The following is a 20,222-nucleotide window of genomic DNA, read 5'->3' as shown; positions in this document are numbered from 1 at the left end:
CTCGACACCGTCTTCCCCGCGCGAGCGGGGGTGGTCCCCCGGCAGAACGCGAACCTGCGGACGCAGGTGGGTCTTCCCCGCGCGAGCGGGGGTGGTCCCGTGACCGCGACGCCGCCGAGTCCCATCTCCGGGTCTTCCCCGCGCGAGCGGGGTGGTCCGGCGGTGCAGCTGGCCATGGGGCACTCGACACCGTCTTCCCCGCGCGAGCGGGGGTGGTCCCCCGGCAGAACGCGAACCTGCGGACGCAGGTGGGTCTTCCCCGCGCGAGCGGGGGTGGTTCGCGCCGCCCGCCGAGCGCTCCCCCGCTGCCCGAGTCTTCCCTGCGCGAGCGGGGGTGGTCCCTACTGGGTCGACCTGACCGTGTCCGACGAGATGTCTTCCCCGCGCGAGCGGGGGTGGTCCCAGGGCCATGCCGCCCCAGGAGAGCAGCGCGGAGTCTTCCCCGCGCGAGCGGGGTTGGTCCGCACCTCGCGGCAGTTGTAAAGGAACGCCGTCCGTCTTCCCCGCGCGAGCGGGGGTGGTCCCGCGGGCAGGGTGGCGTAGGCGCGGCGGTCGAGGTCTTCCCCGCGCGAGCGGAGGTGGTCCCAGCGGCGGGTTGAACGCCCAGAATAGGCAGCCGTCTTCCCCGCGCGAGCGGGGGTAGTCCGATCGTGGTGTTCGAACTGTGGACCCACGGCAGGTCTTCCCCGCGCGAGCGGGGGTGGTCCGCAGGTCGAGGGTGGTTCTGCGGCTGCATCCGAGTCTTCCCCGCGCGCGGGGGTGGTCCCAAGTGGCTGACCGCGCTGGACAGCCCGTTGCGGTCTTCCCCGCGCGAGCGGCGGTGGTCCGCCCACCGGCACAATCCGCAGCGGCGCGGCCCGCGTCTTCCCCGCGCGAGCGGGGGTGGTCCCGCCGTCCCCTTCAGCGCCGCCAGTTCGCCGAGGTCTTCCCCGCACGAGCGGGGGGTGGTCCGCACACTCGGATGCGGCTGTCGCCCGTTCACAGGTCTTCCCCGCGCGAGCGGGGGCCAGTGGCGAGGTGCATGATGCCCGTCGCCTGACAGTCCTCCTGCATGAGTGGGTAGTCCCCAGGGCGCGTGCCGATTTCCCGGCGAGCGGAGTATTTCGGTGTCGCTGCTCAGCAGGATCGGTCCGGTTTGGCGTCTTCCCTGCACAAGCAGATGATTGCTGCCTAGACCTTCGCCGGGTTCCTGCCATTCGCCCAGCCGCTTACCACCGGAAGCGCTCCACCCTGACCTTGACGGCGCATGGACCGACCGGCGGTATTCCACGCCGGCGTCCACGCCACGAGCCCGCAGCTGAAGGGACTGTCCGGGCTACTCGGCGGGTTCGTCTGCCGCGCTCGTGCCGAGGGGTATGGTCGCCACGTCGGTCCATTCGTAGGCCCGGTGGTCCCGGTTGAGATCGATCAGGGACACTGCGGAGACGACGACCTCACCGGTGTGTCCGCCGTGGGCGTCGAGCGCCCGGACAACCGGCTCCATGGGGCCTGCGGTGGTGCAGTAGCCCAGACTGACGTGCGCGCGGAACCGGGATTCCGGTTCGGGGACGTTGCTCTCGCCCCATACGTCGGCGATCGCGGCGCGGACGGCCAGGCGCAGGTCGGACAGCGGTTCGAGGGGGTGCGCGGGCATCTGGACGGTCTCCGGGTCGACGTGCGCGGGCCCGAGGATGATGGTGATGGGTTTGAGTGTGGCGCAACGTGCGCGGGCGGCGTCGACGATGAGAGTGATGTCGTCACGGTCGATCTCGTCGGTGAAGCCGACGCCCTGGAGTGTCAGGTGCAGCCACCGGGCCGGGACAGGGTCGAGTTGGGCAAGCCCTGCCAGTGCGGGGGCGTAGTCGGCGACGAGGCGCTGTGCGGCGGGCTGGTCGGCAAAGGTGACGTGCCAGGTGTAGAACGACCGGCCGGTTCTCCAGCCGGGCCTCCACCACCAGTGGTCGCGCATCCGGTCCGGCTCGCTCACGCGGGCAGCTCCTTGGTCACGGTGTCGCTGCGGAAAACGGTGACAGCGTCGAGAATCCGCCTGGTGACCATGTCACGGGGTTCGCCGGTCGCTGCCACTCGTGCACCGACTTCGGCTACGCGCCGCACCAACGGCCGGACACGTTGGTCGGCGGGGGTGTCCAGCACGGGCTGGAGTGCGTTCTCCGCTGCGGCGGGGTCGCCGAGGACCAGGTGGGCTTTGACCTGCTGGAGGCGGGCCATGCGCTCCGAGCCTTGATTGCGGCGTTGCTCCGGGGTGGCTTCGAAGGTCGCCACCGCCCGGTCGGCCAGGGTCAAGGCACCGTCGGCCCGGCCCAGGGTCAGTTCGGTGTCCGACCACAAGGACGCGGCCCGATCCACCGAGCATGTCAGCGGTCCGGACAGTTCGTCCTCGGAGCGTGCGCTCGTCTCGGCTGTGCGGCGCGGGCCAGGTCCAGTGCGAGCGCGCTGGACAGGAACACCTCTGCGGTGCCGGTGCCGCCGTAGCGGAGGCCGTCGGCCGCGTAGCGGGCAGCGGTGGTGTAGTCGCTGCGCCAGAACGCTGCGGTGTGCTGGGTGGCACGGACCCAGGCGCGCAACGGGTTGTGGTCGGAGCGTTCGGCGCACATCCATGCGGCGCGGGCATGGTCCTCGGCGGCGTCGGGGCGTCCGAGGTCGACGGAGATCCACGACAGCATGGTCAGCGACCAGCCGGCGGCTGCATACAGCTCGCGGGTGTGCTGCGGGGCCTGGCGTCCCGTGAGCAGGGAGGCCGCACGGTCGCGCAACGCTCTGGCACGCGAGAAGACCGGCAGGGTGGGCACTTTGAGGTAGGTGTGGGCGATGCGTCGGGCCTCGGCGTGCAGTTGGTCGACGGTCAGGTCGCCGACGTTGGTCGCTTCCGCCCACTCCAGGAAGGCAGAGGATTCCTCGGCTGCGGTCATCAACTGCTTCTCTGCCGTGCTTCGTGCCGCAGCTGCGGACGCTGCCGCGACAGCGGCCGGAGTTCCGCACACGGACAGGCTGGGCGCGCGGAACCAGAGTAGGTGTTGTGGGATGCGGAGGAGTTGCGTCCAGCGTATGAACTTGGTGAGGTCGTTGACCGGTTCGCCGTTCTCGACCCGGCTGAGTCGGGTGGCGGACAGGTCGATCCAGGCCGCGACGGTGGCTTGACGGATGGGCTGTCCGTGATGGGGGTGTCTGCGGTATGCGCGGATGACGGCACCGATGTCACGAGTGGCCAGTGCTGCCCGCAGGTCGGGATGATCCCAGAACTGCGCCGGAACATCGGGCGGCGCGGCAGAGACATGGTGGCGCCCGGCTCGGGCGCAGGAGCCGCAGCGGGCGGTGCGGTTGTCGCGGGCAAGGCGAGTACCGCACGAGCAGCGACGTACCGCGTCCGATTCACCCACCACGCTTGCCTCCCACCCGGCACCACACACACGCGCGGACATGCCCTGGTCACGATACAGGCACCCAGCGTGACAATGCCGCCCGCTGGCGAGTCTCTGCCAGCCGGTACAGCTCGCCTGGCCGCGGTCAATCCTTCCGGCCCTCACCGCCGCTGGCTTATGCCGCGATAGGGCCGATCACCATAACGAAACTAGATCGAACCGAATGAAAACCGACTTGCTCTGCTCTAAAGTTCCAGGTCAAGAAGTTTCTTCCCCGCGCAAGCGGGGGTGGTCCGCCCAACGAGATGAGCTTCTGCTCCGCCTCGGCTTCTTCCCCGCGCAAGCGGGGGTGGTCCCCGCGCGGGCGAGCAGGCCGCAGCGGTCGCCGAGTCTTCCCCGCGCAAGCGGGGGTGGTCCGAACGCGCCCAGCGAGCGCTGTCCCTCGGCGCTGTCTTCCCCGCGCAAGCGGGGGTGGTCCGCCCTCCGCCGCCGACGAGGGCCGCGCCGAAGCGTCTCCCCGCGCGAGTGGGGGTGGTCCGTAGTCCGTAGCGGTTGAGCCCGGTGCCGACCACGGCGATGTCTTCCCCACGCGAGCGGGAGTAATTTCCCATACGCCCTGCACGCGCCGGCGGTCTTCCTCGCACGAGCCGGGGTGGTCCGAGCAGGCCGCGTAGCAGCGTTGTCGGCGCTCAGTTTTTCCCGCGCGAGCGGGGGTGGTCCCGTCCCGCATCGCATCCGAGACAGATTCGTCAGGACCAGGTCACGACGACGCGCGTGTGCTTCTTGTCCAACACAAGTCCGCCCTGCGGAAGCTGCTCCTCCGGCGTTGCGAACGGATAGGCTCCGATCCGGGCGGACAGGCTCCGGCCGTCCCAGGTCCGGATACGCTCCAACACCTGCTCCATCAACCGCCCGGGGTCGGGGCAGTGCCCGTACACCCCGAACTCACGTGCCGCCGGGTCCTCGGAGACCGGCCGCAGCCCGAGGTAGGCCAGGCTGTCGCCCGCGGCGACCGCAGGCACACCCAACGGCCAGGCGTGCGCCACGACGCCCTGCGGCTGCACCTGTCTGCTCGCCCCTTGCGCAGGGACTTGTGGCCGCCTACCTGGCACGATCGTCCATCGCCTGCACACCGGGGCGAAGGGACCACAGTGGCGACGTTGAGGGAAGTGTCGCAGGCCGTATCTGCGGCCCGCGCTAAGGCGTCGAAGTGCAAAGACGCCCTGGCTTCAGCGCAGGATCTGGCCGAGGACGCCCAGGCCCTGTTCATGATCGCCCTGGAAGGCGACACGACGGGAGACAAGGACAAGATCCTGACCAACCTCGCCGAGGTGGTCACGGGCGTCAACGACCTGGGGAAAACCCTGGACAAGGGCATGGCCCTCGCCGACGCGGTCCTGATACGACTACGAGGCGATCCACCGCCGCCCCCGCCACGCCGTCGCCTGCACCGCAGCGACCGGCACCGTCGGCGCCAACCTCCTCCGGAGCGGTACCGCTTTCGCCGGAGCAGGTCGAAGAGCTGCGCAGAGAGCTGCCACCGCCGTTCGGACGCAACACCGGTCGCAAGACCCACGGTCGGTGGATCGCCCCGGACGGGTCGACGAACAGGAGATCAGCGGCCAGGACGAGTGGACCCCCAAGGTCAACGACGCGTTGCGGACCGCACGTTGTCCGACACTGCCCGTCGCCACCAGCGCCGATGTCGAGCTGAAGCTGGCAGCCAGAATGCGCGAGCAAGGCGCGACCGATCCCACCATGCGTCACGTGAGCGTAGTGCTCAACAGAAGACCCTGCGAGTGACCGCTGGGCTGCGACAAGCTGCTGCCGGTCGTGCTGCCCGAGGGCTACACGCCGGCCGTGTACGGTCCAGACGGCTACTACGAGAAGTTCTCCGGAGGTAAGTCCCCGTGGCGGCGTTGATGGCGTACTACGAAACCGACGAGGACCCGATCCCTGTCGACAGTGTCGCCGACCTCGACGCGCTGGTGGACCGCATGGCCTTCGAATACGCCGCGCAGGACGGCCCGGTACCGCCGGTGGCCGAACTGTTCCGACCCGACCCGTGGGCCGAGGGCTGGGTGGTGATCCGGCTGGGGATCGCCGAAGACCGCGGATTCCTGGCTCACGCCGACGCGGCCGGTTCGTTCATCACCACCAACGGCAGCGACCCCGACGGCGACCCGGTCGCCTACGACTACCAGGGCCACGTCCGCGAGTTCCCCTCGGATGCCGAGATCCCGCTGGCGGACGTGATCAAGGCCGCCCATGACCTCGTCGCCGGCGACGGTGACCGGTCATCGGCGGTCACCTGGCGACCATGGGAAAGCTGACCCTGCCGTCCTGCACCCCCGCCGCAACGTCCACCGGCGCGCTAACGTCGGCCCCCGCCACGGCAGCCACGCCCGCAGAGCCGGACCCCCACACTGCTCCGACCCACCGGCCGGTCCACGGCTGGCCACCGGACCACCCGCCAGCCCAGACCGCGAGGACCAACCGCCCCATGACCGCCTCACCCGGCACCGTTACACCCCGCATCGGCGCCCGCGTCCTGCTGCTGGACCCCGTCGACCGCGTGCTGCTCATCCACGCCCTCGACCCCGCCGACCGCGCCCACCACTGGTGGGAACTGCCCGGCGGCGGCCTCGACGAGGGCGAGGACCTGCACGGCGCGCGCGACGCGAACTCGCCGAGGAGACCGGAATTATCCTTCCCGCCCTCGGCCGCAAGCTGTGGGTGCGCGAATCCCACTTCCGCTACCAGGGCCGCGACCACCACCGCATCGAGCACGTCTTCCTCGGCCGCACCCCCAGCACCGCCCCGCAAGTGGCGCTCCAGCCCACCGAGAACGAGAAGACCGGGCTGATCGAACGGCGCTGGTGGCCGGCCGGCGAGCTGCGGCAGTGCCGCGACAAGCTGCTGCCCGCCGAACTGCCCACCCTGCTCGACGACCTGCTCACCGACCGGTTCAGCCCCACACCTCTCACCCTCGCCGGCTGACCAGCAGGCACGCCGGCCCTATCCGGCTGCTTCTCCGACTGGGCGGCACGACCGAGCAAGGGCGGATACCGCAGTCAAGGTGATCATGATCTTGACTCGGCTCTCATAGCGACCGGACGCTCGGAGGGAGGTGAGGAGAATAGTCCGCCCTGAGAGCGAAGCTTTATGCTGCCTGGCCACCTGTCACTGAACGTCGTAAAGACGCGCCAGCGAGATGACACTTTCTCGCAATAGGCGGCCTACTGCACTGTTCGGCGACATGGGGCTGCATCCACCGCTGCACTATTGGATGACGCCCTACACAAGTCCCTTGGCGGTGCCCCGTCGTGACACCGGTCCACCACTTCCGCTTCCCGCCCTACCACCACGCCTACCGACTGGTCGAGGGAGGCGGCTGGCGGTGGCGGCACGCCGAAGTGGCGGTCGCATTGCCGAGCAGACACAGGATCGCCGGCAGCAGGGGCACCACGCTGCGCCGCGCGGGCCTGTTCCCCGGTCGAGAAACTCGGACGGGTAGTCGCCGCTTGGCACCGGGAGTACCCCGCGGACAGGGCCGGGGACCCCGCAAAGTTCCTCAACGCGACGGTCTCGCTCGGCGACGTCGGCTCAAGTCGGCGTCGGCGCGGCCGCTGAAACCTACTCGGTGGCTGTTCCGAGGGTACGCAGCTCGTCGGCCAGCAGGGACGGGTCGGTGTCGGCCGGACCGCCGACGCGCAGCCCTGCCTGGTCGCCGTCGGCCAGGGACAGAAAGGTCGTCCCGCAAAGCTCGCGCACGCATCGGCACCACGGGCACCACGTTCACCGAGACGCTGCGTGGCACTACCCTCGGCGAGTCGCCGGGATGTCGCAGCGCACGCGCTCGACGCCGCCACAGACTAACCGCCCTGGCAGGCGCATTGGACCACCGCAGCTGGCTACACCACTTCTATCAACCGGTTCGTCATGTGGCCTCGCATTGGATTGTGGGTGCCTCGGGCCTACTACCCGGGACGACGCGTAACCGATTGACACTGGCGATCCCACCCGTCACTCCCCTGGCACGCGGCACCACCGCACCCATTGTCACGATCCGACCGCGAACTGCCATCACTTATCACCCTTACCAGCCAGAACAGCGAGTTCGCGGGCATCTCTACCTTGTCGAGAAGACGACCTCGACACCGGGCCCCACGACCTGCCCACCCTCCGTCGTTTCGACAAAGACCGGTCCGAGAGAAGTCCGATCCTCCGCCTGGCGATAACCCTGCGCGATCAGGCCGTACAACCGGGCGGCGGCGCGTGGCCACCGACCCGGGACCGGCCGGACTCCTCCGTCACTCCGAAGAGGCGAGGATGTCGTCGCGCAGACAGTTGGAAGCGCCGAGGAATTCGATGCCGCAGATCTTGCCGTCGGGATCGAAATCGACGATAACTTCGGCTCCGGGGACGAGGTCTTCCAACACCACCTGCCTCACGGCCATGCCCTCGATCTTGTGAACAGCCAGTGACACGTATGCAGCATTCGCCTCGCGATCGTACTTGAACATGCCCCTCCTTCTCTCTCGCCAACTGCGCCAGTACTCGCCAAGTGTGAGTCTAGTTCCAGCCGACCGAGACGACCCTCCGTCCCTGCTTGTCGGTGACCACCCAGATCTTGCGCCCGACGTGCTTAGTGGTCCCCTTGTCGTTTCCGGGCCTCTTCTTCCCGGACCTGATGGTGTCTTCGACCATGTCTTCCGAAATTCCGCGTTCCCACATCCGTTCCTCGGCGTGGTTTTTGTATTCGAGTTTGCCGACGACGAGCCCCGGTACGACCCCCCGCTTGACCTTGAAGTCCGGTTGGAGCAATCCGCCGAGGAACTGTCCGCCGATGACTGCAGGGTGCGGGTGGATGACGGGCAGTTTGGGGACAGGCAGCCGGATGGAGGGCAGGCCGATGGTGATGTTCCTGTGGTGGACCAGGGCGATAACCATGAAGATCAGTGCCAGGACGGCGAGGACGAGGGGGAGGGCGAAGTTGCCGTCCAGGTCGACGCTGTTGACAGGATCGCCGTTGACGTAGTCGTAGTCGTTGGCGCTGCCGCCTTCGACAGGGTCGATGGACAGGAATCGGCCCAAAAGCGGACTGTAGGGCCGGGCACCCATCTGGATCAGCGACAGGGCCCCGGCGTGTTCATAGGGGCGTTGGTGTTGGCCGAGCCAGCCGTGGTCCATCTCGCCGGGCAAGTTGTCCGGGACATGGTCCGGGTCGACCACGCCTGCGGCGTTGAGCGGTTCGCCGAAAGGTGTGTAGGTGCGTAGGTCGCCGACCTGTTTCCCGGTCGCATCGGTGGTGAGGCCGAGGTCGCCACGGACAGTGGGGTGGTCGTAGGAGTGTGTTGTGCCCCGGATGGTCAGCAGTAGTCCGCCGGCCAATGTGATCGACCGGGACAGCATGTTCTTGTTGCCGTCGAGCACGACGTCGGCGGTGTCCCCGGAGCCTGTGTGCGCGTACAGCGCGACACCGAGTTGGTCGCCCTGCGTAGCGGCGCGGCGGACGATGCGGTCGGTCGCGTCGCGGACGTAGGACACTTCGGCCGGAGCGCTGCCTGCCGAGCGGGCGGTGAGGTTCCGGTCGGCGGCGTCCCAGCCCAGGTAGGTGGTCGAGCCGCCGGAGGTGAACTCGGTGGTGTTGCCGTGGGAGTCGTACTTCACGGCCGTGGTGCCCCCGGTGCCGACGGACTGGAGCAGTCGGTCGGCGGAGTCGTAGCAGTACGCCGTCTCCGCCGTTCCCGACGCGGTCTCGTCGAGCAGACGTACTCGGTTGGTGTTGAGCCCGGCGTTCGGTGCCGAGTTCGTCGGGCAGCCCGTCGATGCGGGAGAGGTGAAGTCGTACGTGTAGTGGTGTCCGGCCACCCATGCCTCGGTGAGTCGGCCGACGGCGTCGTAGTGGTAGTTCGGCGCGCCGGGCCGGGCGTCGACTCCGTTGAGGGTCTCGTCGACGACGGTGCCCGATCTGGTTCGGGTCACGGTCGACACGATTTCGTGCCCGTCGGCGGTCCGCCAGGTCATCGACGTGGTGCGTCCCGATCCGTTCCGTCCGATCGACTTCAGCGACGTTCCGTTGTAGTAGCCCACCGTGGCCAGTTCACCGGCCGCGTTGTAGGTCATCGATGCCAGGACGGCCTCATCGAGTTTCGTGGTCAGGGCGCGGCCCGCGTCGTCATAGGTCACGAGGGTGCTCTGTGCCGGACCGATCGGTGGAACGATCCGCTCCTGCGTGACCCGGCCGGCTTGGTCGTAGGTCGTCTCGGTTCGCAGGCCGTGGACATCGGTGTATGCGACCATCCGGCCCAGCAGGTCGAACTTGCTGGTGATCGTCCCGTTCTCGTCCGAGATCGACGTTGTCAGCGGATCGCCGCCGACCGTGTGGTCGTAGCGGACGGTTCGCTCGGCGGCGGCGCTGTTGCCCGGGAACTTCAGCTCGGTGGTCCGTCCTCGGTCGTCATATGTCGTGCAGGACCAGTCCGAGGCGGAAGCCCGTGCAACGACTCGGCCGCGGAGGTCGTACACCTGTTCGTCGACGCGCCCCGATGCCATGGCGGTCGTTTTGGCCAGGCCCGCCTGCGAGACGGCGGGGGAACCTCCGACGCAGGGGTTCGATCGTGTCTCTGTGTCTCCGTAGTAGGTGTAGGTCGACTGGGTACCGGAGGGCTGCGAACGCGACACACGGCGCATGTAGCCGTTGCCCGGTGTCTCGTAGCTGGTGCGGACGGTCAGGGCGAGCCCATCTGGATCGGCGACCGACGCGGTGGCGACGCTGTAGGCGGGGTCGGCGCCGTTCTCGGTGTACAGGGTCTGGGTGCGTTTCTGGGCGAGCCCGTCGGAGTCTTCGGCGGTGGTCGAGGTGACCAGCCCGTAGTCGGGGACGAATTTGTCCGACGGGATGACCTCCCACGGGCCGGCGTCGCGCTTCCACGTCAACGCGAACGCCTTGGTCAGTCGGTTCTGGTTGCCGGTCAGGGGCTGCTGTTGGTAGTCCAGTCGGATCCGGTGCGTCCCGGCGGGGAGCGTGATCGCCTGCCGTCCGGTGTTGACGCCGCGGCCGGCGCCGGTGTGACGGATGATGTCCTTTTCCGACAGAGCCTTGTCGTAGACGGCGACCTCGTCGATCGCGGCTTCCGATCCTGTGGTCTCGCCGTCGCGGAAGCCGATCTTCAACGGGCCGGTGGTCACTCCCGGCGGGCCGGCGATACCTTCTCCGGCTTTGGCACCGTTGATGAAATAGACGATCTTGTTGTCGGTGTCGCGGGTGACCACGACGTGGTTCCAGAAGTTTGTCCCCAGGCCTGTGGTACTGGGACCGGGGTTGGTGGAGGCGTTGCCGGAGTCTTGGTGCAGTTCGAGCCGGTTGTCCTCGCGTAGCATCAGGTCGAACGCCGCTCGGCGGGTGCCGCTGTGGTCGATCTTGTTGACCAGTGCCTGCTTTCCTCCCCATTGGGTGGAGACGCGGGGCTTGACCCACATCTCGACGGTCATCGCGCCGGTCAGGGTCAAGCCGGTTCCGGGGACCTCGACCCGGCCGCCGGCGAAGTCTGTCGAGGTGTCGTTGTCGTCCGGCAAGGCTCCCGGGCGGGTGCGGGTCACAGCGCCGTTCGCGGTGCCGTTGCGGTCGTTACCGGAGACGTCCTTGACACTGGCGCCGCTGTCGCCCAGTCGCCAGTAGCCGATCGGCTTGGATTCGAGCACGGCTGCGGAGTAGGTGCGGTTGGTGACGAGGTTGTCGTCGATGTAGACACGCAATCCGTCATTGGGATCCGGTTCGCTCGTGCCGATGTAGTACTGGCCCGGAGTGTCGACTCGGAGTTGGCCGGTCATGCGTCCCGAGAACGGGCCGGTGGCGTCGATCCCGTCGGCGGGTGCGGTGGTCGACCAGTTGGTGTTGGGGTTTCGGGTCGAGTACGCGTTCGCGGCTCCTGCCATGTGCGGATTGGTCCACCAGGTACCGGCCAGCCCCGTCAGGCCCTCGTCGTAGCCGGTCCGGGTGGTCGGGACCTTCTCGCACCCGGCGGGTACGGGCGTCAGCGGCCGGCGGTCGGCACCGAAGCAGTTCGCCGGTGCGGGGCCGAAGGTCTCGGTCGGATTCCCCTTGGCGTCGAACAGGGTGGTCGACTTGCGTCCAGCGCGGTCCGTGGTGGACAACTGCTTGTCGTCCTCTGCCCACTCGAAGCGAGCCGTCCTGCCGGTGGCGTCGGTGTCGGTGAGCATCCGCCCGCCTACATCACGGGTGATCCGCCGGTGGAAGCCGGACGTCGGGGACAGCCCGTCGACGTCGACCTCGGCCCATTCCGCGCCGTAACTGTAGGCGCGTCGGTGGCGTTGGCTGGGTACCTGTTCGATACCGGTCGGTTCCGGGGACTTGATCCAGGCCAATTGCCTGGTGGCCGTGCCGCTGTAGCCGATCTGGTAGTTCGGTCCCTGGTTGTTGCGGTTGGCGAGGTCGACGTGGATCCAGTCGATCGCCTGCGGGGTCCGCATCGAGGACATCAGGTGGTCCGGGGTGAACGCGAAGTCTGTGATGTCCGTTCCGGGGTTGCGGAACCGCGCCAGCTTCCCATTGAGGTAGGAAAGTGTCGTGATGGCGCCGTCGGGCAGTTCCACAGCGCACAGGTAGCCCGCGGGAACCGGGTGGAAGCTGCCGGGGCTGCCGCAGGCGGCGGTGCCGGAGTAGTGCAGTGTGATAGCCCGCTGTGACACCGGGTCGACGATCCGGGTCAGTCGGGGGACCGGGCTGGTTTGGGCAGGAAGGGTCCATTCCATGCGCGCCGCAGCCGGCCGGCGGGCGTCTGCGGGCGAGGTGACCAATTCGAGGTTGCCCGATGCTCCGAACAGGTAGGTCGTGCCGCCGGCGTCGATCAGGGTCAATCGTCCCTCACCGTCGCGTGAGAGCGTGCCGTATTCGCCGGCAGGTGGCTGGTATCCGCCGTCGGACAGTTTGGCATAGGTGTGGGCGGCTCCCGATGTATCGGTGAGCGTAACCCCGGACTCGGACAGTGCCGCCTTGGTGTAGCCGACGCCGGAACCGCTGGCATCTGCCGACAGTGACCAGCCGGGGGGCAACGGGGACGCTGTCGGGGTGAGCCAGGACGCCGGGACGGGCGTCGCGGTACCAGTGTCCTGTCTGGACCACAACGCGACCTCAGCCTGGCCCCCGTCTTCCCGGTACTCGACGCGGATCGGATATGGCGTACCGGCCTCCAACTGCCTGACCACCGCTCCGTCGAATCGCGGTGCGACTCCGAGGCAGGTGCTGCACACGGTCCAGCCGTCGAAGACCTTCTCGTCCCCGATCCACACCCTCATGCCGTCGTCGTACTTGCCGCCGAACGCGTAGCTGCCGGTCGTGGGCACCTTGATGTAGCCCTGCCAGCGGACGCGGAAGCCGTCCCTTCCGACCACCGGGTCGTACGGCGAACTGTCCCCCCAGTTGAACGACACCTGCGGATCGGTGCGGACCAGTACCGGGGTTTCGGTGTCGGTGATGCCGTCCTTTGAGTCGCCGGTGAAGTACGAGCCGACCAGGCCTGCTTCCTTCGCGGCCTGCGAGTTGTACACCAGGCTCACGCCGACCTCGCCGCCGATCGTGCTCATCTTCGGTGTGGCCAGGCTCGTGATCAGGTTGCCGTTGGCCAGGTTGACCGAGAACGGCCCGAATTCGTCGCCGGGTACCGGCCCCTGCACTCCCAGGCGCCGGTCCACCCGTAGTGATCGTGCCGGTGCGTACAACGACTTGGTGTCCTGGTCCCGATCACGGCTGCGCACGGTCCACGTGTAGGCCGTACCGTCCTTGAGCACACCGATCGGAACTGTCCATGACGGACTGTCCAGCCAGCCTGACCTGGCCACGAGGCCCGACCGGCCGTCCGAGCCGGTGGCGATGGAGAACTCGTACTGGACAATGTCACCCGGGTCCGCGTCGGAAACCGCGTTCGCGGTGAGCGCGGGTTGCTCGATGGACACCACCGCACGATCCCCCGGCCCTGTCGCCGCGGGAACCGGCGGTGTCTGGTTGACGGGTGTGAAGTCCCAGACGGACGAGTACAGCCACGATTCCCCGGGCATGTACTCGTCGGCGACACGCGCCTGCCAGTAGTGCTTCTGATTCCATGACAACGAGGTCGGGGTGACGGCCCACTGGGCGATGTTCTGGTCGCCCGTGATCTCCACCTGGTGGGACGCGAAGTAGGTTCCCATCACGTTCGGGTCGGTGGAGACGTAGAATTGCACGTAGCGCTTGTCGTTGTTCGGGTCGTCACTGTGGACCGAGAGCGTGACGTCACGCGTGTGGAACTGGCAACCGGTACTGCACTCCGACCGCGTCGGGGAGCTCGGCCAGTCGTTGTAGTCGACGGCCACCACCGACGCGCCGCCGTCGACCCCCGCCTCGGCCGCGGCCATCTTCTTCCAGCCGTCCTGGCCCTGCGTGGTCTCGGCCATGAAACCCTGGTACGCCCATGTGCCGTTGGCGTAGTTCTTCACCCAGTCGGTCACGTCGATACTCGTCCACGACCCGGCCACACCGGTCGAGTCCCGGTAGACCCCGCCGGAACAGGGACGGTTGTTCCACGTGATCGTCGACCGGTTCCACGCGCACGGGGTGTCACGTAGCCGCACGTTCGTCGGGCTGGGCAGGTTCGAATGCACCCAGTAGGCGTTCCACGTTGCACGCAGGATCTGTCTGCCCTGCACGTACGGCAGGAAGTCGTAGAACGCGTAGGTCTGGTTCGTACCGGCACCGGGCCAGTAACCGACCTTGTTGATGTAGCCGCGTCCCGGCTCCCAGTCCACGTCGTAGTTGGTCGTGGGGTAGGCGTCGGTGACATAGGCGTCGTAGGCTGCGTACAACGTGTGCAGGCCGGGGTCGACCTTGATCGGGAACTTCCGGTCGGGCGAGTTCACCCAGGCCCGATCCGCCGACAGGACCACCTGCCAGTCGTCGCCGACCCGCTCCAGCCGCTGTGACACCGGACCGGTCCGCCACTCGCCGGACCGGTCGTCATACTGGTCGTCCCACATCTTCGGGGCTGCCACGACGAAGCGCACGTCACCCGAGGTGTCACGCACGAGGACTGCGCCGTCGGGCTGCTGCTCGGGAGACAGTCCTGCGTCGAGCGTCAACCGGAATCGCCACTCCGGGTCCACAACGGCCCTGTGCAACACGAAGACGTGCTTCGCGCCACCGGCCAGGGAATGCAGTTCCAGATCCACATCGGACTGCACGCTGCGGTAGGTCGCGACACGCCCGGAGATCTCCGCCGTGCGCTCGGCCAGTCCTTCGAACTCCAACGACGCGGACGGCCCTCCGGGCGCCACGACCTGGATCGCCGCGTCGGCGTCCGTGCGCTCCGGGAGTTCGACCTTGACCGGGGCTTGTTTCGGCTTGACCGTGCCGTCCTCCAGCTCCAGGTTGGTGTCCACCGGCACGAGTTCACCGGTCCCGTCCCGGGGGACGTTGACGACTTCCTGGAACATCTGGGCGGTCTTCGTACCGTCCAGGTTGCGGTAGATGTTCGCCGACGGGGTCCGCTCGACCAGCTGTGAGTGCTCCTTCGAGAAACCTGACGTCGGATGCTTGGCGACCCGGTCCGGTTCCGCGATCCGCTCTGGAGCGGGAACACCCGCCTCCGTGAAGTCACCGCGGACCGGCTCCGGATCGAACGGCGCACCCAGATCGCTGTGCAACGGGGGCACCTCCCCGGCAGGGGTCTGGGCAACCTGCCGCCCCCCACCCCGAGTGGCACCGGCGACCGGCTCGATCAACGAGGTGACCAGCAGGACCGTCAGCGCCACCAACCCGAGCTTCCGCAGCCGTGCACGACGGAACCGTGTCCACACGCGACTCTTCACGAAGGAACCCCCCACTTCTCCGCGAGTCTCCCGAGACGCGCATCCCGACCAGCCAGCAAAGGATGCATCGCGCTAGGGCCAGTACAAATAGGTCCGACACGTGCGGAAGATCACTCCGATGCCTGTAACGTCACGACCGGTCGCCGACTTGTCACCGTCGACTTCCCGCTCGGCTCCGATCACCGCACGCTTCTCTGTGGAGTAGACCTGTCGTGCAGTGTCGCGGGCCATTGAGGCAGCCGGACAGTCGCTACCCCTTGCACTTCCGGTCGTGGCGCTTCCCGCCCAACCTCCATTACTCGATCATGGTGCCCATGCGCGGGTGGGACCCGCGTCGGACGTCCGCCGCCGACTGGATCGCCGCCCACCTGCACCGCCGGCATCCGTTGTCCCGGGGCCTGGCAGGCGCGCATGGCGCGGACCCTGGTTCGGACCGGTCGCGTCGCGGTATTTCTCGACGGTCTCGACGAGATGCCGGAAGGGTTCCGTACGGCGGCCTTGGCCGCGTTGGACGACGCCCCTTTCCGCCTGGTCCTGCTCAGCCGGACCGAAGAGATCGTCGCCGCCTCACGTGAAGCACCGCTGCGAGGAGCACTGGCGCTGGAGCTCCAGCCGCTGCGTTCCTCGGATGCGACCTCCTACCTCCTCAGCAGGCTCGTCGACCCGCCGCCTCCGGCGTGGCGGACCCTCATCGACGCCCTGCGCCCGGTCGACAACCCGATACCCGCACCGTCCGGCGTACTCGCCGACGCGCTGAGCACTCCCCTGTCGGTGACGCTGATCCTCGAGATCTACAACCAGGGCGACCCGGTCGACGAACTGTTGGACACCAACCGATTCCCGAACGCCCGGACGATCGGTGAGCACCTGCTGGATCACGCGGTCGGCGCCGCGTATACGCCCCGTCCCGGCCGTGAACCTCCGCCATGCAGCGTTGCCACCGCGGAACGGACGCTGCGCCTGCTCGCGGCCCGCATGGGCCGGGAGGGCACCCGTGACCTGCCGTGGTGGCACCTGGCGACGTGGATGAACACCGGGGGAGCATTTCTGGCCGTGCTCACCATTCCGGCGATGGCCGGGGTGACCGGGGCCCTCATGGTGGACATCAGGGCCACCCCGGCGGCCTGGCTGTTCACAGCGGCGTTCGCCTGCATCACGGTCAGGAGCCTGCTGGTGAGTCCGCCGTCTGCGCCGAAGACCCCGGCGGGGCTGCGCCCGCTTGCCCCTCGCCGCAACCTCTGGCGGACGAGACTGTCGATGCTGACCGTCAGCGCGGGATGGGGGGCTGCGGCGAGCTTGCCGTTCCTACTGTCCGACATCGCGTCGGGACGACCTGTCGGCGGCCTCGTGGTGTGGGGGTTCGGTGTGGGCGTCGGCGCGGCAGTGGGGGTGTTCCGGGGTTCGGCCGCGGTGTTCATCGACCGGCGCAGGCTCGACACCGGTGTCCTGGGACCGAAGCAGGCGTGGCGCCACGAACGCAACTTCGCCGTTGCCGTCATGGCGCTCGGCTGTCCCTTCTTCAGTTTGGCCCTGATCCCGGGGTTCGACTGGGAAGTCGGCCTCGCGAGCGGGTTCATGGCCGTGGTCGGCACCGTTGTCTGTACCGGCCGGGGACAGGGCTTCGCGCTGTTCGCGTTGACCTCGCTGTTCTTGACGATCACCCGGCGGACGCCGTTGCGGCTGTTACGGTTCCTCGAAGACGCCCGCAGTCGCCACCTGCTTCGCGCGGTCGGCCCGATCTACCAGTTCCGCCACGCCACCCTCCGGGACCGCCTCGCCGCATTCCACTCCGAGACGGCAGTCGACCACCCGCGTCGGCGATCACGTCGGCCTTTCGCCGACCCGCCGGTCCGGTCGGTGGCAACCATCGCCTTTTGGCGGACGCTGGTGCGCCGGGCGAAGTCGACGATCTGGGTCGGGCCGGCCGACACCCATTCACAGCAGGAGCCGGACGACTGGCGGACCGGGCAGGACAGGGACGGTCCGCTGATGCCTCCGCCTGATCATCACACCGGGCACACGTCATCCTCGGGCCGGGACCGGCCCACCCCTCGACCCGAATGAGCCCGAGCCCGGCGCGATCCAGACGCGCTTCCCAACGGAACCACAGCGCCCGGCCCGATCCGGCCGTCCTCGCCCGAGACAGGGCGCACGAAATACGACTCGGCGGAACCGGCGGCTGTTCGGCACGTCGCACGGTCCTGGTCGACACTCGAATGCGGTGGCCAGGCAGTCATGGGGCGACCGTCGGATGCCGGCGTGGCGTGGAGGAGTCTCCGGCTCATGTGACCACCGCCCGAGGACAGCCGACCAGTCGAACACCCACGACACGGCGAGGGCCTCCTTCGTGCGACGTTCCCTCGACAATCCACCGCCACGGGCGACGATTCCGCCTGTGGATCACACCGGCTTCCTCCTGGCGGCGCGCGCCGCGACGACCACGAGCCCGTCGGATCTGGTCGCCGACCTGGCGCACGCCGCCCGGCAGGGCACCGACAGCACACGCCACGGGGTCACCGAGCGGGCCATGGCCACGTGGGTCGCGCTGACGAACGCCGGAGTGACCGGCGAGCTACTGCACCACTTCATGCCCGCCAGTGCGACGCGGATCGAGGCGCCCGCCTTGACCACCCGGCTCGCGATCGCCGCCAACACCCGGCTCGACCGGCCGGTCGACACCGACACGCTGCTCGACTGTGCCGACGGCATGTCGGCTGCCGACTTGGACGGTCTGTGCCGTGGCGGCCAAGCAAGGCTCCTCTTCCGGTCCGACGACCACTCGAAGTGCCTCGAGCAGGAGCTGACAGGCCCCGGTACCGCGATCGGCGCGCTGATGCGACCGGCCGCCGGCACCCCACTGCCCGGTTCTGACCTCACCGCCGAAGCCGGGTACGCGGCCGGCGCGGGACAGACCGTCCGTGCCCACGTCGGCGGCGACGACGGCGGCGACCGGTGAACCACACCGCTCCCGTCGCACCATCCGGCGCGAACAGGGCAGCCGACATCGCTACGGCTCTGCTCGTCGACGCCGAGAACGTCATCGGGCCGTTCCGGCCACGCGTGTCACTGGTCCGCGCCCGACTGACGGCGCTGCTGGCCGCGGCCGGCCACGTGGACCACGCCCTCGTCGCCTTCGCCGACACCTGGCCCGCCGACGACACCGTGCCCTCCGCTCTGGCTGAACTCGGCGCGATCCCCTGGCCGGTCCCCGAGGGCCCCGATGCCGCCGAGACCGCGCTCGCCGCCCACGCCCGCTACCTGGCCGGGCGCGGCCGACGCTGGAGGTTCCTGGTTGCCTCCGCCGACCACCGCCTGGCCCAGGTCGCCGAATACGGCGAACTCCACGTTTTGGCGTGGACCGACCACCCCGTATCCGCCCGGCTGGAAGCCGCCGCCACCACCATCCACCGGCTCCCCAGAACAAGGACCGGCGACGAGCACCCCGTACCCACGCTCCCCACTGCCGGATCACCGAATCACCCGCCCGACCCCGTCAGCCACCTGGCGGCGACACGGACCACCGATCGTGTGATCGCCGCGATCGCCACCGGTGCCGGTATCGCCCTCACCCACCGGCTGCTCGACCATCTGCTGCCCCACAGGAGGCGATAGCCGCACCACTCGCCCTCCAACCGACCCGTCAATGGCCGGCGCACTGCCCCAGCCCGCGCCGGGCGAAATCCTCTGCACGATTGCGACAGTGGCCCCGCATCACGCCGTGAATACCGCCTGGCACAGGGCACATACGGCATCCGTCCGCGCTCACCAGCCAGCGCGGACGGCGCTCCGCCGAGCTGCGGTGGGCGGAGCGGGTGGCGGACCAAGTGCTCACGTTCGTCGCGGCGGCACGGCGCTGGGCCCGTCGAAGCGGGTGTCGCCGTCGCGGGCGGGAGATCCCGGCTGGCACGCGTTCGTGCTGCACACCCGCGAGCACGCCGCGTTCTGCACGCGGGTGGTGGGCCGGTTCGTGCACCACGAGCCTGACGACGCGGTGGTGGCCCCTGCGGTGTGTTCGCCGGGCCCGATACGGGTCGATCCGGCTGAGGTGATCCGCCGGGCCGGCTACCGGGTCGACGACGAACTGTGGCCTCGCGGTGCGCGGGGTGCGGCCGATTGCTAAGAAGAGGGCAACTGCGGTGCGTCGGGCGCGGACGGCACGGAGAACGAGGACACCCGGCTGCCACCGCCCCGACCTTCGAGCGGTGTGGAAGTGCGTGTGCGGACCAGCTGGGCGGACCTGCCGGAGACGACCCGGGCCGGGCTCGAAAACCACCTCGACGAGGTGGTCGACGCGGTCGACGTCGCCGAGGGCCAGAACAGCGACACCTGCACGCTGCTGACCACGGCGCGCGGCGATGCGTTCGTCAAGGCCATGCACGGCATCAACATCCAGACCAGATGGCTGCGCAACGAGCTGGCGGCGGCCACGCCGACCGATGGGCTCGCACTGCACGTGCTCGCCCACACCGAGGGCGACGGCTGGCTGGCCGCGGCCTTCGAGCGGGTGACCGGCCGGGCTGCGGACCTCACGCCCGCCTCGCCGGACCTGGCGGTCGTCGCGGACACGGCAACGACGATCGGCCTGCTTCCCGCCGCAGGGCTACGTCCCTTGACCGACCGGTGGGCCAGGCCGGGCTGATGGACGCGGCTGGCCGAAACCGCCCCCAGACCGTGCAAGGTCTCGACGATCTGGCCGACCGGCTGCCGACAATGGTGGAAGGCGACCGGCTGGTGCACACCGACCTGCACGGCCACCAGATCCGCATCGACGACGGCAACAGCGTGCGGGTGGTCGACTGGGGCATGCCCGTCGTGGGAAAGGCGTCGCTCGCACCGACCGCCCGTCTACGACCCAGCCCTCACAAACCTAAACGGAACCGGAACGCACCGAATGAAAACCGGCACACCTCGCTGTAAACTACCAGGTCAAGAAGTGTCTTCCCCGCGCGAGCGGGGGTGGTCCATGATTTCGACAGGTACTCGTGGCTGTTGACCATG

At 68.7% G+C, this 20,222-nt stretch carries 15 protein-coding genes, 1 pseudogene and 3 CRISPR repeat arrays (1 of these 19 cut by a window edge); of the genes and pseudogenes, 9 read left to right on the top strand and 7 right to left on the bottom strand.

All coding sequences use genetic code 11. From position 1 onward, the window contains the following. Positions 1-9 precede the first annotated feature (9 nt). Positions 10-1,006: direct repeats of the CRISPR family, unit length 22 nt; unit sequence GTCTTCCCCGCGCGAGCGGGGG. A 309-nt stretch (positions 1,007-1,315) separates the two neighbouring features. The 4 genes from AB0I60_RS34765 to AB0I60_RS34750 form a co-directional block, all read right to left on the bottom strand. Then, complete coding sequence (locus tag AB0I60_RS34765) at positions 1,316-1,966, bottom strand: 2'-5' RNA ligase family protein (protein WP_360737777.1); 651 nt, start codon at positions 1,964-1,966, stop codon at positions 1,316-1,318. Further along, positions 1,963-2,346 (bottom strand): hypothetical protein, encoded by a 384-nt coding sequence (locus tag AB0I60_RS34760; protein ID WP_360737775.1) that lies wholly within the window; start codon positions 2,344-2,346, stop codon positions 1,963-1,965. The genes AB0I60_RS34765 and AB0I60_RS34760 overlap by 4 nt, the downstream gene beginning before the upstream one ends. Before the next feature lie 8 nt (positions 2,347-2,354). Then, complete coding sequence (locus tag AB0I60_RS34755) at positions 2,355-3,380, bottom strand: hypothetical protein (RefSeq protein WP_360737773.1); 1,026 nt, start codon at positions 3,378-3,380, stop codon at positions 2,355-2,357. 247 nt (positions 3,381-3,627) lie between these two features. Next, positions 3,628-3,898: a CRISPR direct-repeat array (repeat unit 28 nt; unit sequence TCTTCCCCGCGCAAGCGGGGGTGGTCCG). Positions 3,899-4,108: 210 nt separating this feature from the next. Then, on the bottom strand, positions 4,109-4,423 hold the full coding sequence (locus AB0I60_RS34750; protein WP_360737771.1) for a hypothetical protein: 315 nt from the start codon (positions 4,421-4,423) through the stop codon (positions 4,109-4,111). Positions 4,424-4,775: 352 nt separating this feature from the next. On the opposite strand from AB0I60_RS34750, the gene AB0I60_RS34745 reads away from it, so the two are divergent. The 4 genes and pseudogenes from AB0I60_RS34745 (at position 4,776) to AB0I60_RS34730 (ending at position 6,359) form a co-directional block, all read left to right on the top strand. Beyond that, positions 4,776-5,162 (top strand): DddA-like double-stranded DNA deaminase toxin, encoded by a 387-nt coding sequence (locus AB0I60_RS34745; RefSeq protein ID WP_360737825.1) that lies wholly within the window; start codon positions 4,776-4,778, stop codon positions 5,160-5,162. A 107-nt stretch (positions 5,163-5,269) separates the two neighbouring features. After that, positions 5,270-5,692 carry an Imm1 family immunity protein gene (locus tag AB0I60_RS34740; RefSeq protein WP_360737769.1) on the top strand — a complete coding sequence of 141 codons (423 nt, stop codon included), beginning with the start codon at positions 5,270-5,272 and terminating at the stop codon, positions 5,690-5,692. Further along, positions 5,680-5,967 (top strand): annotated as a pseudogene (locus tag AB0I60_RS34735) (hypothetical protein); the annotation flags it as partial. The gene AB0I60_RS34740 and the pseudogene AB0I60_RS34735, both read left to right, overlap by 13 nt. Before the next feature lie 14 nt (positions 5,968-5,981). Then, on the top strand, positions 5,982-6,359 hold the full coding sequence (locus AB0I60_RS34730) for an NUDIX domain-containing protein (RefSeq protein WP_360737767.1): 378 nt from the start codon (positions 5,982-5,984) through the stop codon (positions 6,357-6,359). A 636-nt stretch (positions 6,360-6,995) separates the two neighbouring features. On the opposite strand, the gene AB0I60_RS34725 is transcribed toward AB0I60_RS34730, so the two are convergent. The 3 genes from AB0I60_RS34725 to AB0I60_RS34715 all read right to left on the bottom strand — a co-directional run bounded on the left by AB0I60_RS34725 (position 6,996) and on the right by AB0I60_RS34715 (position 15,167). Beyond that, positions 6,996-7,133: a hypothetical protein gene (locus AB0I60_RS34725; RefSeq protein WP_360737765.1), complete on the bottom strand. Its 138-nt coding sequence runs from the start codon at positions 7,131-7,133 to the stop codon at positions 6,996-6,998. A gap of 539 nt (positions 7,134-7,672) precedes the next feature. Continuing rightward, positions 7,673-7,885: a DUF2283 domain-containing protein gene (locus AB0I60_RS34720; protein WP_360737762.1), complete on the bottom strand. Its 213-nt coding sequence runs from the start codon at positions 7,883-7,885 to the stop codon at positions 7,673-7,675. Between the two features lie 49 nt (positions 7,886-7,934). Then, positions 7,935-15,167 (bottom strand): PA14 domain-containing protein, encoded by a 7,233-nt coding sequence (locus AB0I60_RS34715; protein ID WP_360737760.1) that lies wholly within the window; start codon positions 15,165-15,167, stop codon positions 7,935-7,937. A gap of 468 nt (positions 15,168-15,635) precedes the next feature. Between AB0I60_RS34715 and AB0I60_RS34710 the strand changes: the two genes are divergently transcribed. The 5 genes from AB0I60_RS34710 (at position 15,636) to AB0I60_RS34690 (ending at position 20,141) form a co-directional block, all read left to right on the top strand. Then, a complete protein-coding gene (locus AB0I60_RS34710; RefSeq protein ID WP_360737758.1) occupies positions 15,636-17,288 on the top strand; it encodes a hypothetical protein in 1,653 nt (550 codons plus the stop codon). Between the two features lie 331 nt (positions 17,289-17,619). Beyond that, positions 17,620-18,180 carry a hypothetical protein gene (locus AB0I60_RS34705; RefSeq protein WP_360737755.1) on the top strand — a complete coding sequence of 187 codons (561 nt, stop codon included), beginning with the start codon at positions 17,620-17,622 and terminating at the stop codon, positions 18,178-18,180. After that, the gene (locus AB0I60_RS34700; RefSeq protein WP_360737752.1) at positions 18,177-18,836 is read left to right on the top strand and encodes a hypothetical protein; all 660 of its coding nucleotides are present in this window, start codon (positions 18,177-18,179) and stop codon (positions 18,834-18,836) included. The genes AB0I60_RS34705 and AB0I60_RS34700 overlap by 4 nt, the downstream gene beginning before the upstream one ends. Before the next feature lie 598 nt (positions 18,837-19,434). Continuing rightward, positions 19,435-19,863, top strand: a complete 429-nt coding sequence (locus AB0I60_RS34695; protein ID WP_360737750.1) for a hypothetical protein — start codon at positions 19,435-19,437, stop codon at positions 19,861-19,863. Continuing rightward, on the top strand, positions 19,863-20,141 hold the full coding sequence (locus tag AB0I60_RS34690; protein WP_360737747.1) for a hypothetical protein: 279 nt from the start codon (positions 19,863-19,865) through the stop codon (positions 20,139-20,141). The genes AB0I60_RS34695 and AB0I60_RS34690 overlap by 1 nt, the downstream gene beginning before the upstream one ends. An 18-nt stretch (positions 20,142-20,159) precedes the next feature. Beyond that, positions 20,160-20,222: a CRISPR direct-repeat array (repeat unit 28 nt; unit sequence GTCTTCCCCGCGCGAGCGGGGGTGGTCC); it runs 759 nt beyond the window's last position.

This window comes from Actinosynnema sp. NPDC050436, from assembly GCF_040655415.1.
Lineage (GTDB): Bacteria > Actinomycetota > Actinomycetes > Mycobacteriales > Pseudonocardiaceae > Actinosynnema.
This window is presented reverse-complemented; position numbering and strand designations above follow the sequence as displayed.